This window comes from Pseudomonas sp. FP198 (assembly GCF_030687895.1).
Classification (GTDB): domain Bacteria; phylum Pseudomonadota; class Gammaproteobacteria; order Pseudomonadales; family Pseudomonadaceae; genus Aquipseudomonas.
On the sequence record NZ_CP117452.1, the window covers coordinates 2,374,376 to 2,389,206 of the forward strand.

Genomic DNA, 14,831 nt, shown 5'->3' on the forward strand with positions numbered 1-14,831 from the left:
TCATGCAAACAGTTATAGAGCGATCTGCGTTTCGACTGGCGCCTGAGGCTGCCGTGGCGTTTCAGGCTCGCGGGTCAGGTGGATGCCGGATTGCACCAGGAGGAACGTGTCCTCGTCGACTTTGTTGACCCGATCTCCAATGGCCAGCTTATAAGTGATGACATCCTTGCCAATGCCGTCCTGCGACGGGTCTGATTCTTGGAATTCATGCACCGAATAGACGCGACCTTCGGCGTCCCGTGCATGAAATTGTCCGACAAGTACTGCTGCCATTGCTTGGAACCTCTGAAAATAGATCACTCGATTTGCGGTTCTGTAGACCTTGGTCAAGCGCGGTAAGTTTTCCTACAGTAAAAAAATAGTCCGGTTGGCAGGTTTTAGGTGATCCACTGGTCCAATTGTGGTGCCGATCATCTATAACTACAGGCTCCCTTTGAGCCGATAGTCGAGAAGCCTCTCATGAGTAATGTCTACACAGTGGCGGTTTTAGTGGGCAGCCTGCGCAAGGCGTCGATCAACCGAAAGGTCGCGTTGGCCCTGGCGGACCTGGCGCCGTCCAACCTGAAACTGGAAATCGTCGAAATCGGCGAGCTGCCACTTTATAACGAAGACATCGACGTCTCGCCGCCGGCGGCCTATACCGCGTTTCGCCAGAAGGTCGGCGCGGCGGATGCGTTGTTGTTCGTGACACCGGAATACAACCGCTCGGTGCCGGCCCCGCTGAAGAATGCCATCGATGTCGGCTCACGCCCCTACGGTCAGAGTTGCCTGAGCGGCAAGCCGGGTGCAGTGATCAGCGCCTCACCCGGTGCCATCGGCGGTTTTGGCGCTAACCACCACTTGCGCCAATCCCTGGTTTTTCTCGACGTGCCTTGCATGCAACAACCGGAAGCCTACCTGAGCGGTGCGGGCACGGCGTTCGACGAGGCGGGTAACCTGTCGGAGTCGGTCAGGCCGTTTTTGCAGAAATTCATCGATGCCTATGGCAAGTGGGTGGAGCAGCATAAGAAGGTTTGATATCACCGTGAAACCCGTGGCGAGGGAGCAAGCTCCCTCGCCACAAGTGCATCCATGACTGCATAAGTCATTCAGTTCCTGCTTTACCGAATATCCGAAACTCCCTATCTTCGCCGTTCGCTGGCGCAGTTGCGTCCTGCTGTTGGTTTTTTCTTTTTCTTTCAAGGCCGTAACGCATGCTCATCGCGTCATTGATTTTCCTGCTGACCATTACGCTGGTGATCTGGCAGCCCAAGGGGTTGGGCGTCGGCTGGAGTGCCACCCTCGGTGCACTGTTGGCCTTGCTGAGCGGCGTGGTACAGGTCGGGGACATTGCCCTGGTGTGGCAGATCATCTGGAATGCCACCGGTACGTTCGTCGCATTGATCATCATCAGCCTGTTGCTGGACGAGGCCGGGTTCTTTGCCTGGGCCGCGTTGCATGTGGCCCGTTGGGGGCGAGGCAGCGGGCGCAAGCTGTTTGCGTTCATGGTGTTGCTCGGGGCGCTGGTCTCGGCATTGTTCGCCAACGATGGGGCGGCGCTGATCCTGACGCCGATCGTGATTTCCATGCTGTTGGCCCTGCGGTTCTCGCCGGCGGCGACCCTGGCGTTCGTGATGGGCGCCGGTTTCATCGCCGATACCGCCAGCCTGCCTCTGGTGGTATCGAACCTGGTGAACATCGTTTCCGCGGATTTCTTCGGCATCGGCTTCAATCGCTACGCGTCGGTCATGGTGCCGGTGAACCTGGTCAGCGTCGCGGCCAGCCTGGCGATACTGCTGTGGATGTTTCGTCGCGATATCCCGCGCGACTATGACCCGCAGCAACTGGACGACCCGGCAAGCGCCATCCACGATACGGCAACTTTTTATGCCGGTTGGGTGGTGTTGGCGATCCTTTTGCTCGGCTGCTTTGCCCTGGAGCCGCTGGGCATCCCCATCAGCGCGATTTCGGCGGTCTGCGCTGCGCTGCTGTTGGCGGTGGCGGCTCGAGGACACAAGATTTCCACGCGCAAGGCGATGAAAGAGGCGCCCTGGCAGATCGTGATCTTTTCCCTCGGCATGTACCTGGTGGTCTATGGCCTGCGCAACGCCGGCCTCACCGGTTACCTCGCCGCCTGGCTCGATGGCTTCGCCGGTTACGGGGTATGGGGCGCGGCGATGGGGACAGGTCTGTTGACCGCGCTGCTGTCATCGGTGATGAACAATCTGCCGACGGTGCTGATCGGCGCCTTGTCTATCGATGCCAGCCAGGCCACTGGCGTGGTCAAGGAGGCGATGATCTACGCCAACGTCATCGGCAGCGACCTCGGGCCGAAAATCACTCCGATCGGCAGCCTGGCAACCTTGCTTTGGCTGCATGTGCTGGCGCGCAAGGATATCCGCATCGGCTGGGGTTATTACTTCAAGGTCGGGATTGTGCTGACGGTGCCGGTGTTGCTGGTGACGTTGGCGGCGCTGGCGGTGCGGTTGTCGCTCTAGGCCGTGGCGACGCCTTCGCGAGCAGGCTCGCTCCCACATCTGGAATGCATTCCCCCTGGAGGAATCAATTCCCCTGTGGGAGCGAGCCTGCTCGCGAAGGGGCCCTGACAGGCACCCCAAACCTCAACCATTACCCGGCACATCCGGCCAAAGATCCGCCACCAGGAACGCCCGCTCGGCTTCTTCCCATTCGCCCTCGGCATTTTCGCTCAGGCGCACCATCAGTTGCGCCGGTGCCATGGGATCAAGGGCGGTTCGCCAGGCCTCCAGTTGTCCGTTGGTCCAGACCTGGTCAACCGGGTAATGGGCCGGGGCCAGCCAGGCCGCGCGGGGCAGGGGCTGCCAGCGCCCTGGCGGGCGCTGGGTGACGAATCCGGGCCAGTCCCGCTGGTGCAACCAGCGGCCGCGCAAATGCCGGGGGTGCGCACCGCTCGGTGGTTCGGCCTCGCCCGGCCAGGGATAGAGCAGGTAGCCGCCGAGCCAAAGGTGTGAGCTGAACGACTCGATGCCCAGCGCCGCCAGAGCGTCGCGGCTTTCCGGGCGTGCCGAGATCGGCAACTGGTGTTCATGCAGATGCGTCAGCTTGCGGTCGAGTCGGTCGTGACAGCCGGGCCCAAGCCATTGCGCGGTATCCCGCCCGTTGCCTTGTTGCGGGCCCAGGTACAACTTGATCGCCAGCTCCAGGTGATGCACACCTTCATTATCGCGTAGCAGCAGGTCCAATTCGCCCAACGTATGGCCCTCGCGCCGGATCGGCAGGTTCGCCGCGATCAGTTCGATGCCCGGCGCATGCTGCACGGCAAACTGCCAGAGCCTTTCGTAATACAGCCCCAGGCGCCGCGTGCGCCCCAGGGACAGGCACTGCAACAACGGATAGCTGTCGCGGTCCAGTTCGCGCAACCAGTGTTCCAGGTGATGGGGCTGCTGCACCCAGCCGCTGCCCGCCAGCGGATGGCGCTGGGGCCAGGGCGTGTCGATGAGCATCGGCGGGGCGACGATCACCCACGCCAGGTCCCGCACTTCGGGATGGCGCAGGCGGCGGGGCAGGTCGAGCAATTCGGGAAACAGGATCATGGTGCGAGCATAGCCGTTGCGCTGAAGGCTTAAAGGATTTTGTCTACGGCGCGGTTTCGCCCATAATCGGGTTTTTCGCCCGTCGCAGACCTCGCAGGAGCCTCATGGAGCAATTTCGCAATATCGGCATCATCGGTCGCCTGGGCAGTTCCCAGGTGTTGGACACCGTTCGCCGTCTCAAGCGCTTCCTCCTGGAGCGGCACCTGCATGTGATCCTCGAAGATACCATCGCCGAAGTGCTGCCGGGCCACGGGCTGCAGACGTCGTCGCGCAAGATGCTCGGCGAAGTCTGCGACATGGTCATCGTCGTCGGTGGCGACGGCAGCCTGCTGGGCGCCGCCCGGGCCCTGGCGCGGCACAACATCCCGGTGCTGGGGATCAACCGTGGCAGCTTGGGCTTTCTCACCGATATCCGCCCTGACGAGCTGGAGATCAAGGTCGCCGAGGTGCTGGACGGCCATTACCTGGTGGAAAACCGCTTCCTGCTGCAAGCCGAGGTGCGCCGTCACGCCGAGGCCATCGGCCAGGGCGATGCGCTCAACGACGTGGTGCTGCACCCTGGCAAATCCACGCGCATGATCGAATTCGAGCTGTACATCGACGGCCAGTTTGTCTGCAGCCAGAAGGCCGACGGCCTGATCGTCGCCACCCCGACCGGTTCCACCGCCTACGCGCTGTCGGCCGGTGGCCCGATCATGCATCCCAAGCTCGACGCTATTGTGATTGTGCCCATGTACCCCCATACCTTGTCTGGGCGACCCATCGTGGTCGATGGCAACAGTGAGCTGAAAATCGTCGTGTCCAAGGATATGCAGATCTACCCGCAAGTCTCCTGTGACGGCCAGAACCATTTCACCTGCGCGCCGGGTGACACCATCACCGTCAGCAAGAAGGCGCAGAAGCTGCGCCTGATCCATCCGCTGGATCACAACTACTACGAAGTCTGCCGGACCAAGCTCGGCTGGGGCAGTCGGTTGGGGGGTGGAGGCGACTGATGCTCGATCCCGCGCGCAGTTACGATCTGATCGGCGATGTGCACGGATGCGCCTTGACCCTGGAACACCTGCTCGACCGACTCGGTTACCGCAAGCAGGCCGGGGTCTGGCGGCATCCTTCGCGCATGGCGGTGTTCCTCGGCGACATCATCGACCGGGGCCCGCGGATTCGCGAGGCGCTGCACATCGTCCACGACATGGTCGTGGCCGGCCAGGCGCTGTGCATCATGGGCAACCACGAGTTCAACGCCTTGGGCTGGAGCACGCCGGCATTGCCGGGCAGCGGCCAGCGCTACGTGCGCGAACACACACCGCGGCATGCCCGCTTGCTCAACGAAACCCTGACCCAGTTCGAGCAGCACCCGGGTGAATGGCGTGACTTTCTCAAGTGGTTCTACGAGCTGCCGCTGTTTGTCGACGCCGGGCGCTTCCGGGTCGTCCACGCTTGCTGGGACGCGGGCCTGATCGAGCCATTGCGCGGCTTGTTCCCGGAAGGCTGCATCGACGAGCATTTTCTCCAGGCTTCGGCCGAATCGGGCAGTTTTGCCTGCACAGTGTTCGATCGCCTGTTGCGCGGCACCGACATGCGCCTGCCCCATGGCATGACCCTGACGGGTGGCGACGGCCTGACCCGCGCCTTCTTCCGCACCAAATTCTGGGAAGACAACCCGCAGACCTACGGCGACATCGTCTTCCAGCCCGACGCGTTGCCGGAGCCGGTGGCCCGCACACCGTTGTCGCCGGACGAGAAAAACAACCTGCTGCGGTATGGCGTCGATGAGCCGATGTTGTTCGTCGGCCATTACTGGCGCAGCGGCAAACCGGCGCCGATCCGCCCGAACCTGGCCTGCCTGGACTACAGCGCGGTGCTCTACGGCAAGCTGGTCGCCTATCGGCTCGACCAGGAAACCCGCCTGGACCCGCACAAGTTCGTCTGGGTCGATGTCGAGCGGCCGGAGATGGTGCGATGAGCGTCGTCGCTGTCCTGCGCCTGCCCCTGGCAGTGGACCTGAGCGGTTTCGTCAAGCTGCTGCAGCGCATGCAGGTGCCTCATCGCGTCAGCGAAGAGGCGGGCGAGCAGGTGCTCTGGGTGCCGGATGAAATCAGCGAAAACGTGCGTTCGTTGTACGAACGTTTTCCCGCCGGCGATCCGGAGCAACAGCTGGAACTGCCTGACACCGGCAGCACGTCCCGGCGGGCAGGGTTCGTCCAGCAACTGACTCGCAGTCCGGTGACGGCCCTGATATTGCTGCTGAGCCTGATCGTCAGTGCCGTGACCCTGCTGGGGGAAAATCTTGAAACCCTGCGCTGGTTGACCTTCCTCGAGTTTCGCGTCGTCGGCGACTACATCCAGTTCACGCCGTTGGCCGACAGCCTCGCGGCGGGGCAGTGGTGGCGGCTGGTGACGCCGATGCTGGTTCACTTCGGCTTCCTGCACATCGCCATGAATGGCATGTGGTACTGGGAACTGGGACGCCGGATCGAAGCGCGCCAGGGCGGGATCAACCTGCTGGGGCTGACGCTGCTGTTCAGCCTCGTGTCCAATTTCGCCCAGTACCTGTTCAGCGGCGGGACCCTGTTCGGCGGGCTGTCCGGAGTGCTTTACGGCCTGTTGGGCCATTGCTGGATCTACCAGTTGCTCGCGCCGAACCCGGCCTATCACTTGCCCCGTGGGGTGCTGGTGATGATGCTGGTGTGGTTGCTGTTGTGCCTGTCCGGGCTGGTTTCGCTGATCGGTTTCGGCGAGATCGCCAACGCAGCCCACGTCGGCGGGCTGCTCGTCGGTTGCTTCACGGGCTTGTTGGGCGGGCTGTTCGCCCGCCGTAAAATGGCCCTTTGATCGGCGCCTGTGCCTTTTGAGAATGCGCAATTGCGCGGAGAACCCATGTCTTCCTTCAACGAAATGATCAACAACATCACCCCCGACATCTACCGCAGCCTGAAACTGGCGGTGGAAATCGGTAAATGGGCCGACGGCAACAAGCTCACCGCCGAGCAGCGCGAGCTGTCGCTGCAGGCGATGATCGCCTGGGAAATCCAGAACCTGCCCGAAGAAGAGCGCACCGGCTACATGGGCCCGCAGGAGTGCCAGTCGAAAGCCACCGTCGTGCCGAATATCCTGTTCAAGTCGGACGCCATCCATTGATCGAGATTGGCCGCGGTGCAATCAGCAAGATGTCGGCACGCCTTGACGGGCCGACCGTTCAATACGCCTTTCGCCTGGACGATGTCGAGGTGCCGGTCAACCCGTTGATCGGCAGCAGGATTCGCCTGGAATACCTCGGTGCGATCCACTGCAGCCACTGTGGACGGCGGACCAAGACCAGTTTCAGCCAGGGTTATTGCTACCCCTGCATGACCAGACTGGCCCAATGCGACCTGTGCATCATGAGCCCCGAGCGTTGCCATTTCGAGGCGGGTACCTGTCGCGACCCGGCCTGGGGCGAGCAGTTCTGCATGACCGATCATGTGGTCTACCTGGCCAACTCATCGGGCGTGAAAGTCGGCATCACCCGCGCCACGCAACTGCCGACCCGCTGGCTCGACCAGGGTGCAAGCCAGGCGCTGCCGATCCTGCGGGTCGCCACCCGCCAGCAGTCGGGTTTCGTCGAAGACCTGTTCCGCAGCCAGGTGGCGGACAAGACCAATTGGCGCGCCTTGCTCAAGGGTGACGCCGCGGCGGTGGACTTGCGGCAGATCCGTGATTCACTGTTTGAAAGCTGCGCCCAGGGCCTGCAGGGTTTGCAGGAACGATTCGGCTTGCAGGCGATCCAGACCATAGCGGACGTCGAACCGATCGAGATCCGTTACCCGGTGCAGCAGTACCCGGCGAAGATCGTCAGCTTCAATCTGGACAAGGACCCGATCGCCGAAGGCACGCTGCTGGGAATCAAGGGCCAATACCTGATTTTCGATACCGGCGTGATCAATATTCGTAAATACACGGCCTACCAGCTCGCCGTGCATCAGTAGAAGGATTCGACCCATGCGCACCGAACAACCGAAGATGATCTACCTGAAGGACTATCAGGCGCCCGAATACCTGATCGACGAGACGCACCTGACCTTCGAGTTGTTCGAGGATCACAGCCTGGTCCATGCGCAACTGGTGATGCGCCGCAACCCCGAGCGCGGCGCCGGATTGCCGCCGCTGGTGCTCGATGGCCAGCAGCTGGAATTGCTCTCGATCAAGCTCGACGACGCCGACCTGGGGCAGGGCGACTACCAACTGGATGACAGCCACCTGACCTTGCAGCCCAAGGCCCAGGCGTTCACTGTCGATACCACCGTGCGCATCCATCCGGAAACCAACACGGCGCTGGAAGGCCTGTACAAATCCGGCAGCATGTTCTGCACCCAGTGCGAGGCCGAGGGCTTTCGCAAGATCACCTATTACCTTGACCGCCCGGACGTGATGAGCAAGTTCACCACCACCGTGGTCGCCGAACAGCACAGCTACCCGGTGCTGCTCTCCAACGGCAACCCGATTGCCAGCGGCCCCGGCGAAGACGGCCGGCACTGGGCGACCTGGGAAGACCCGTTCAAGAAGCCGGCCTACCTGTTCGCCCTGGTGGCCGGTGACCTGTGGTGCGTCGAAGACACCTTCACCACCATGACCGAGCGCACCGTGGCGCTGCGCATCTACGTCGAGCCGGAAAACATCGACAAGTGCCAGCACGCCATGACCAGCCTGAAGAAGTCGATGCGCTGGGACGAGGAGGTGTACGGGCGCGAGTACGACCTGGACATCTTCATGATTGTCGCGGTCAACGATTTCAACATGGGCGCGATGGAGAACAAGGGCCTCAACATCTTCAACTCCAGCGCCGTACTGGCCCGCGCCGAAACCGCCACCGACGCCGCGCAACAGCGGGTCGAGGCAATCGTCGCCCACGAATACTTCCATAACTGGTCGGGCAACCGCGTGACCTGCCGCGACTGGTTCCAGCTGTCGCTCAAGGAAGGCTTCACGGTGTTTCGCGACGCCGGGTTCTCGGCGGACATGAACTCGGCCACGGTCAAGCGCATCCAGGACGTGGCGTACCTGCGTACCCACCAGTTCGCCGAGGACGCCGGCCCGATGGCTCACCCGGTGCGCCCGGACAGCTTCATCGAGATTTCCAACTTCTACACCCTGACCGTGTATGAAAAGGGCTCGGAAGTGGTCGGCATGATCCATACCCTGTTGGGCGCCGACGGCTTCCGCAAGGGCAGCGACCTGTACTTCGAGCGCCACGATGGCCAGGCCGTGACCTGCGACGATTTCATCAAGGCCATGGAGGATGCCAATGGCGTCGACCTGAGCCAGTTCAAACGCTGGTACAGCCAGGCCGGTACGCCACGGCTGGCGGTGAGCGAGGCCTACGACGCCGCGGCGAAGACCTACAGCCTGACGTTCCGCCAGAGCTGCCCGCCGACGCCGGACAAGGCCGAGAAACTGCCCTTCGTGATTCCGGTCGAGTTGGGCCTGCTGGACAGCAATGGCGCTGAAATTCCATTGCGCCTGAGCGGCGAAGCGGCGGCGAACGGTACCACCCGGGTGATCTCGGTGACCGAGGCCGAGCAGACCTTCACCTTCGTCGATATCGCTGAAAAGCCCTTGCCTTCGTTGCTGCGCGGCTTCTCGGCACCGGTGAAGCTGAGCTTCCCGTACGACCGTGATCAACTGATGTTCCTCATGCAACACGACAGCGACGGCTTCAACCGTTGGGATGCCGGCCAGCAATTGTCGGTGCAGGTCTTGCAAGAACTGATCGGCCAGCACCAGAAAGGCGAAAGCCTGGTGCTTGACCCTCGGCTGGTCAGCGCGTTGCGCAGCGTGCTGTCGGATGAATCCCTGGATCAGGCGATGGTCGCGGAAATGCTCTCGCTGCCAAGCGAAGCCTACCTGACCGAAATCAGCGAAGTGGCGGACGTCGAGGCGATCCACGCCGCCCGCGAGTTCGCTCGCCGGCAGTTGGCCGAAAACCTCTTCGAAGCGCTGTGGCTGCGCTACGAGGCCAACCGCGACCTGTCCCGGCGCACGCCGTACGTGGCCGAGGCCGAGCACTTCGCGCGGCGTGCGTTGCAGAACATCGCGCTGTCCTACCTGATGCTGACCGACAAGCCCGAAGTGTTGAGCGCCACGCTTGAACAGTTCGACACCGCCGACAACATGACCGAGCGCCTCACGGCGCTGGCGGTGCTGGTCAACTCGCCGTTCGAGAGCGAAAAGGCCAAGGCCCTGGAAGTCTTCGCGGAGAACTTCAAGGGCAACCCGCTGGTCATGGACCAATGGTTCAGCGTCCAGGCCGGCAGCCCGTTGCCGGGCGGGCTGGCGCGGGTCAAGGCGTTGATGGAGCACCCGGCGTTCAACATCAAGAACCCGAACAAGGTGCGGGCACTGGTCGGCGCGTTCGCCGGGCAGAACCTGATCAACTTCCACGCCGCCGACGGTTCGGGTTATCGCTTCCTGGCGGACCTGGTGATCCAGCTCAACGCCTTCAACCCGCAGATCGCCTCGCGGCAGCTGGCGCCACTGACCCGCTGGCGCAAATACGACAGCGCCCGCCAGGCGCTGATGAAAGGCGAGCTGGAGCGCATCCTGGCATCTGGCGGGCTGTCGGCCGATGTGTTTGAAGTGGTGAGCAAGAGCCTGGCATAAACAGGCACTGCCGTACCTTTGTGGCGAGGGAGTTTGCTCCCGCTGGCCTGCGAAGCAGGCCCGATCCGGATTTCACTTTCGCTGCAATAGCGAGTGGACCAAGGTCAGGGAGTCCTTCGGCCTCCAGCGGGAGCAAGCTCCCTCGCCACATCCATCACCCTCGCGAATGTCTTCTGATTCACCCTTGGCCGATATCCCCCCGGTTAACAAAAGATAACGTGGCGTCGATTGTCAGACCTTTCGAAAGCCCGATAGGATAGGCCAGCTTCCGAAGGGGCTCTAGATTGCAGGTTTCAGGGCTATGCTCCGGCCAGGCGATCTCGACATGCCCGACTACGGCGCCCTGAAAGGTTGAATGACCTAACAATAATAAATGGGGGAAAGGTCTATGAATGAGCCTGTCATGGCTGTGGGCCGCTGCCGCCCGCCAGTGCTGCGCAGAGTTGCGCTGCTGGTCTCGGCGCTCTCGCTGCTGGGCTCTGCCGTTTTGTCGGCGCCGGTGCTGGCGGTTGCGGCGTCGACGGCCGATGTCATCTATTCCGTCGAATCGGCCAAGGCCAGCAAAACCCTCATGCTCGATGTGGTCCATGCCGGCCAGCGCCTGGTCGCGGTCGGTGACCGTGGGCATATCGTCTTTTCCGATGACCAGGGCAAATCCTGGACCCAGGCCAAGGTGCCGACGCGCCAACTGCTCACTGCAGTCTTCTTTGTCGATGACAAGCACGGTTGGGCCGTGGGGCACGACGCGCAGATCCTCGCCAGCGAGGACGGCGGCACCACCTGGACCAAGCAGTTCGAAGACCTCACCCGTGAAGCACCACTGCTCGACGTCTGGTTCAAGGACGCCAGCAATGGCCTCGCCGTGGGCGCCTACGGTGCGCTGTACGCGACCACCGATGGCGGCAAGCACTGGGAGCAGGCCAGCGATCGCCTGGAGAATGAAGACCAATATCACCTCAACGCTATCGCCGCGGTAAAAGACGCCGGGCTGTTCATCGTCGGCGAGGCCGGCAGCATGTTCCGCTCCGCCGACTGGGGGCAGACCTGGGAAAAACTCGAAGGTCCGTACGAAGGCTCGCTGTTCGGCGCCATCGGCACCGCCCAGCCTTCGACCCTGTTGGCCTACGGCCTTCGCGGCAATCTCTATCGCTCCACGGATTTCGGCGACACCTGGGAGCAGGTCGAGCTGAAGGCGGCCCGTGGCGCGCTGGAATTCGGCCTGTCGGGCGCGACGTTGTTGCCGGATGGCTCGATCGTGATCGTCGGCAACGGCGGCAGCGTGATTCGCAGCACCGACGATGGCGTGACCTTCAGCGTGTTCAACCGTCCGGATCGCATTTCCGTGGCGGCCGTCACGGCGGCGGGCAACGGCAACCTGATCCTGGCGGGGCAGGGTGGCGTGCGCGCTACCACGCCCACTGGCGCCGAACTGAGCAAATGAGCCGGGCCTGTCAGACGGGCACAATAACAAGAAGGCGGTCCCCATGAGCAGTCATCACCAAGACAAGGCGACGTTCCTCGAGCGCCTGATTTTCAACAACCGCCCGGCAGTGATCATCATTTGCCTGCTGGTCAGCATTTTCCTGTTCTGGCAGGCGACGCTGATCCGGCCGTCCACCAGTTTCGAAAAAATGATTCCCCTCGAGCACCCGTTCATCGAGAAGATGCTCGAACACCGCAATGACCTGGCGAACCTGGGCAACACGGTACGGATTTCCGTGGAAGCTACCAACGGCGATATTTTCTCCAAGGAGTACATGGAGACCCTGCGCCAGATCCACGACGAGGTCTTCTACATCTCCGGCGTCGACCGCTCTGGCCTGAAGTCGCTGTGGAGCCCGAGCGTACGCTGGACCGAAGTGACGGAGGAGGGCTTCGCCGGGGGCGAGGTGATCCCGCAGAGTTACAACGGTTCGGCCGACAGCCTCGACCTGCTGCGCAACAACGTGCTCAAGTCCGGCCAGGTCGGGCGCCTGGTGGCGAACGATTTCAAATCGAGCATCATCGATATCCCGCTGCTGGAGTCCTATCCCGACCCGCAGGACCAGGGCAAATTGCTCGCCCTCGATTATCGGAAGTTTTCCCACGAGCTTGAAGACAAGATCCGCAACAAGTTCGAAGCGCAGAACCCGAATGTGCAGATTCACATCGTTGGCTTCGCCAAGAAGGTCGGCGACCTGATCGACGGCCTGGTCATGGTGGTGCTGTTCTTCGGCGTGGCCTTCGTCATCACCCTGATCCTGCTGTACTGGTTCACCAACTGCATGCGCAGCACCGTTGCGGTATTGAGCACCACCCTGGTGGCGGTGGTCTGGCAACTGGGGCTGATGCACGCGGCCGGTTTCGGCCTGGATCCGTATTCGATGCTGGTGCCGTTCCTGATCTTCGCCATCGGCATTTCCCACGGCGTACAGAAAATCAACGGCATCGCCTTGCAGTCCAGCGAGGCGGACAATGCCTTGACGGCGGCGCGGCGCACTTTCCGCCAGTTGTTCCTGCCGGGGATGATCGCGATCCTGGCCGATGCCGTCGGCTTCATTACCTTGCTGATCATCGACATCGGCGTGATTCGCGAACTGGCCATCGGCGCGTCCATCGGCGTGGCGGTGATTGTGTTCACCAACCTGATCCTGCTGCCGGCGGCGATTTCCTACGTCGGTATCAGCAAGCGCGCGGTCGAGCGCAGCAAGAAAGACGCGACCCGCGAACATCCGTTCTGGCGCCTGCTGTCGAACTTTGCCAGCGCCAAGGTCGCGCCGGTATCGATTGCCCTGGCCGTGCTCGCGTTTGGCGGCGGCCTCTGGTACAGCCAGAACCTGAAGATCGGTGACCTCGACCAGGGCGCGCCGGAACTGCGTCCGGACTCGCGCTACAACCAGGACAACAACTTCATCATCAGCAACTATTCCACCAGCTCCGATGTGCTGGTGGTGATGGTCAAGACCAAGGCCGAAGGCTGTTCGCGCTACGAAGCCATGGCGCCCATCGACGAGCTGATGTGGAAGATGCAGAACACCGAGGGCGTGCAGTCGGCGATTTCCCTGGTGACTGTGTCCAAGCAGATGATCAAGGGCATGAACGAGGGCAACCTGAAGTGGGAAACCCTGTCGCGCAACCCTGATGTACTGAACAGCTCCATTGCCCGGGCCGACGGCCTGTACAACAACAGCTGTTCCCTGGCGCCGGTGCTGGTGTTCCTCAACGACCACAAGGCCGAGACGCTCGACCGCGCCGTGACGGCGGTGCAGGACTTCGCCAAGGAGCACAACCGCGATGGCCTGGAGTTCATCCTCGCCGCCGGCAACGCCGGCATCGAGGCGGCCACCAACGAGGTGATCAAGGAGTCGGAACTGACCATCCTGATCCTCGTGTATATCTGCGTGGCGACGATGTGCATGATCACCTTCCGTTCGTGGGCAGCGACGCTGTGCATCGTCCTGCCACTGGTGCTGACCTCGGTGCTGGGCAACGCCCTGATGGCGTTCATGGGCATCGGTGTGAAGGTCGCGACGCTGCCGGTGGTGGCCCTCGGTGTGGGCATCGGCGTGGACTACGGCATCTACATCTACAGCCGGCTGGAAAGTTTCCTGCGGGCCGGGTTGCCGTTGCAGGAGGCGTATTACCAGACGCTGAAATCCACCGGCAAGGCAGTGCTGTTCACCGGGCTGTGCCTGGCCATCGGTGTCTGCACCTGGATCTTCTCGGCGATCAAGTTCCAGGCGGATATGGGCCTGATGCTGACGTTCATGTTGTTGTGGAACATGTTCGGTGCGCTGTGGCTGCTACCCGCGCTGGCGCGGTTCCTGATCAAGCCGGAGAAGCTGGCGGGGCAGAAGGGCAATTCGTTGTTCGCTCACTGAGGCCTGGCAGAAATAAAAAAGCCGCAACCTGAGGTTGTGGCTTTTTTATTTGGGCTGTCTTCAGGAAGGATCGGTACCCAGCACGACATTCAGCGCGCTGCGGGCATCATCCAGTTGCACCAGCGTGGCATGGCGGGCGCCGAGGGCATCGCGGTTCTCGATGGCGGTGAGGATCGCCTTGTGCCGTGGCATCGCCAGCTCGTGCAGATTGGGCCGTTGGTTGGAGTGCTTGAGGGCTTCGGCGATGGCCACCGACAGCATGTTGCACAGGTTGGCGAGCAGGTCGTTGTGGGTGGCGTCGGCGATGCGGCTGTGAAAGTCCAGGTCCGGTTGCAGGAGGGCTTCCGGGGTCGGGGCGGCTTCCATGCGCTGGTAGGCTTCGCTGATGGCGGCGATGTCGGCGTCGGTGGCGAATTGCGCGGCGAGGGCGGCAGCGGCCGGCTCGATGATGCTGCGGACGCTGGTGAGCAGTCCGAAGAACTCGTTCTGCGGGCTGCTCTGCATCAGCCAGTGCAGCACATCGGGGTCGAGCATGTGCCATTCCCGACGCGGCTTGACCACCGTGCCCACTCGCGGCCGCGAATACACCAGGCCCTTGGCGACCAGCACGCGCGTGGCTTCGCGCAGCACCGGGCGGCTGACGGCATATTCTTCGCACAGCAAGGCTTCGGCGGGCAGTTTGTCGTCGGGCTTGAAGCGGCCAGAGACGATCTGCATGCCCAGTTCCTGGACGATGCGCGCGTGCATGCTCTTGCGGTCGGAGGGTTTGCGGTAATCCATG

13 protein-coding genes are annotated in these 14,831 nt (G+C 62.4%); 10 read left to right on the forward strand and 3 right to left on the reverse strand.

Annotated features, from left to right (window positions below):
• Window positions 1-12 precede the first annotated feature (12 nt).
• Window positions 13-273, reverse strand: coding sequence for a hypothetical protein (locus PSH78_RS11035; protein ID WP_305500444.1), 261 nt, complete (start codon window positions 271-273; stop codon window positions 13-15).
• Between the two features lie 186 nt (window positions 274-459).
• Between PSH78_RS11035 and PSH78_RS11040 the strand changes: the two genes are divergently transcribed.
• Together PSH78_RS11040 and PSH78_RS11045 are read left to right on the forward strand one after the other, a co-directional pair.
• Window positions 460-1,017 (forward strand): NADPH-dependent FMN reductase, encoded by a 558-nt coding sequence (locus PSH78_RS11040; RefSeq protein WP_305500446.1) that lies wholly within the window; start codon window positions 460-462, stop codon window positions 1,015-1,017.
• Between the two features lie 176 nt (window positions 1,018-1,193).
• Complete coding sequence (locus tag PSH78_RS11045) at window positions 1,194-2,477, forward strand: arsenic transporter (protein ID WP_305500447.1); 1,284 nt, start codon at window positions 1,194-1,196, stop codon at window positions 2,475-2,477.
• 123 nt (window positions 2,478-2,600) lie between these two features.
• Here PSH78_RS11045 and PSH78_RS11050 read toward each other — a convergent pair whose 3' ends face one another.
• Window positions 2,601-3,551, reverse strand: coding sequence for a DUF1853 family protein (locus tag PSH78_RS11050; RefSeq protein WP_305500448.1), 951 nt, complete (start codon window positions 3,549-3,551; stop codon window positions 2,601-2,603).
• 104 nt (window positions 3,552-3,655) lie between these two features.
• On the opposite strand from PSH78_RS11050, the gene PSH78_RS11055 reads away from it, so the two are divergent.
• From PSH78_RS11055 to PSH78_RS11090, 8 genes are all read left to right on the forward strand, one after another.
• Window positions 3,656-4,546: an NAD(+) kinase gene (locus PSH78_RS11055; protein ID WP_003180647.1), complete on the forward strand. Its 891-nt coding sequence runs from the start codon at window positions 3,656-3,658 to the stop codon at window positions 4,544-4,546.
• A complete protein-coding gene (locus PSH78_RS11060) occupies window positions 4,543-5,517 on the forward strand; it encodes a metallophosphoesterase (RefSeq protein WP_305501224.1) in 975 nt (324 codons plus the stop codon). Before PSH78_RS11055 ends, PSH78_RS11060 begins: the two co-directional genes overlap by 4 nt.
• Window positions 5,514-6,386, forward strand: coding sequence for a rhomboid family intramembrane serine protease (locus PSH78_RS11065; protein ID WP_305500449.1), 873 nt, complete (start codon window positions 5,514-5,516; stop codon window positions 6,384-6,386). The genes PSH78_RS11060 and PSH78_RS11065 overlap by 4 nt, the downstream gene beginning before the upstream one ends.
• A gap of 45 nt (window positions 6,387-6,431) precedes the next feature.
• Window positions 6,432-6,692, forward strand: coding sequence for a YeaC family protein (locus PSH78_RS11070; RefSeq protein ID WP_305500450.1), 261 nt, complete (start codon window positions 6,432-6,434; stop codon window positions 6,690-6,692).
• A complete protein-coding gene (locus tag PSH78_RS11075; protein ID WP_305500452.1) occupies window positions 6,689-7,519 on the forward strand; it encodes a DUF2797 domain-containing protein in 831 nt (276 codons plus the stop codon). Before PSH78_RS11070 ends, PSH78_RS11075 begins: the two co-directional genes overlap by 4 nt.
• 13 nt (window positions 7,520-7,532) lie before the next feature.
• Window positions 7,533-10,190, forward strand: a complete 2,658-nt coding sequence (gene pepN, locus PSH78_RS11080; protein ID WP_305500454.1) for an aminopeptidase N — start codon at window positions 7,533-7,535, stop codon at window positions 10,188-10,190.
• 388 nt (window positions 10,191-10,578) lie between these two features.
• A complete protein-coding gene (locus PSH78_RS11085) occupies window positions 10,579-11,631 on the forward strand; it encodes a YCF48-related protein (RefSeq protein ID WP_305500455.1) in 1,053 nt (350 codons plus the stop codon).
• Window positions 11,632-11,674: 43 nt separating this feature from the next.
• Complete coding sequence (locus tag PSH78_RS11090; protein WP_305500456.1) at window positions 11,675-14,050, forward strand: RND family transporter; 2,376 nt, start codon at window positions 11,675-11,677, stop codon at window positions 14,048-14,050.
• 60 nt (window positions 14,051-14,110) lie between these two features.
• Here PSH78_RS11090 and PSH78_RS11095 read toward each other — a convergent pair whose 3' ends face one another.
• Complete coding sequence (locus PSH78_RS11095) at window positions 14,111-14,830, reverse strand: FadR/GntR family transcriptional regulator (RefSeq protein WP_305500458.1); 720 nt, start codon at window positions 14,828-14,830, stop codon at window positions 14,111-14,113.
• Window position 14,831 lies beyond the last annotated feature (1 nt).

Coding starts and splice junctions, on each gene's coding strand:
- PSH78_RS11090 (WP_305500456.1), top strand. CDS start 11,675: ATGAGCAGTCATCACCAAGACAAGGCGACGTTCCTCGAGCGCCTGATT.
- PSH78_RS11050 (WP_305500448.1), bottom strand. CDS start 3,551: ATGATCCTGTTTCCCGAATTGCTCGACCTGCCCCGCCGCCTGCGCCAT.
- PSH78_RS11055 (WP_003180647.1), top strand. CDS start 3,656: ATGGAGCAATTTCGCAATATCGGCATCATCGGTCGCCTGGGCAGTTCC.
- PSH78_RS11085 (WP_305500455.1), top strand. CDS start 10,579: ATGAATGAGCCTGTCATGGCTGTGGGCCGCTGCCGCCCGCCAGTGCTG.
- PSH78_RS11035 (WP_305500444.1), bottom strand. CDS start 273: ATGGCAGCAGTACTTGTCGGACAATTTCATGCACGGGACGCCGAAGGT.
- pepN (WP_305500454.1), top strand. CDS start 7,533: ATGCGCACCGAACAACCGAAGATGATCTACCTGAAGGACTATCAGGCG.
- PSH78_RS11095 (WP_305500458.1), bottom strand. CDS start 14,830: ATGGATTACCGCAAACCCTCCGACCGCAAGAGCATGCACGCGCGCATC.
- PSH78_RS11070 (WP_305500450.1), top strand. CDS start 6,432: ATGTCTTCCTTCAACGAAATGATCAACAACATCACCCCCGACATCTAC.
- PSH78_RS11040 (WP_305500446.1), top strand. CDS start 460: ATGAGTAATGTCTACACAGTGGCGGTTTTAGTGGGCAGCCTGCGCAAG.
- PSH78_RS11065 (WP_305500449.1), top strand. CDS start 5,514: ATGAGCGTCGTCGCTGTCCTGCGCCTGCCCCTGGCAGTGGACCTGAGC.
- PSH78_RS11045 (WP_305500447.1), top strand. CDS start 1,194: ATGCTCATCGCGTCATTGATTTTCCTGCTGACCATTACGCTGGTGATC.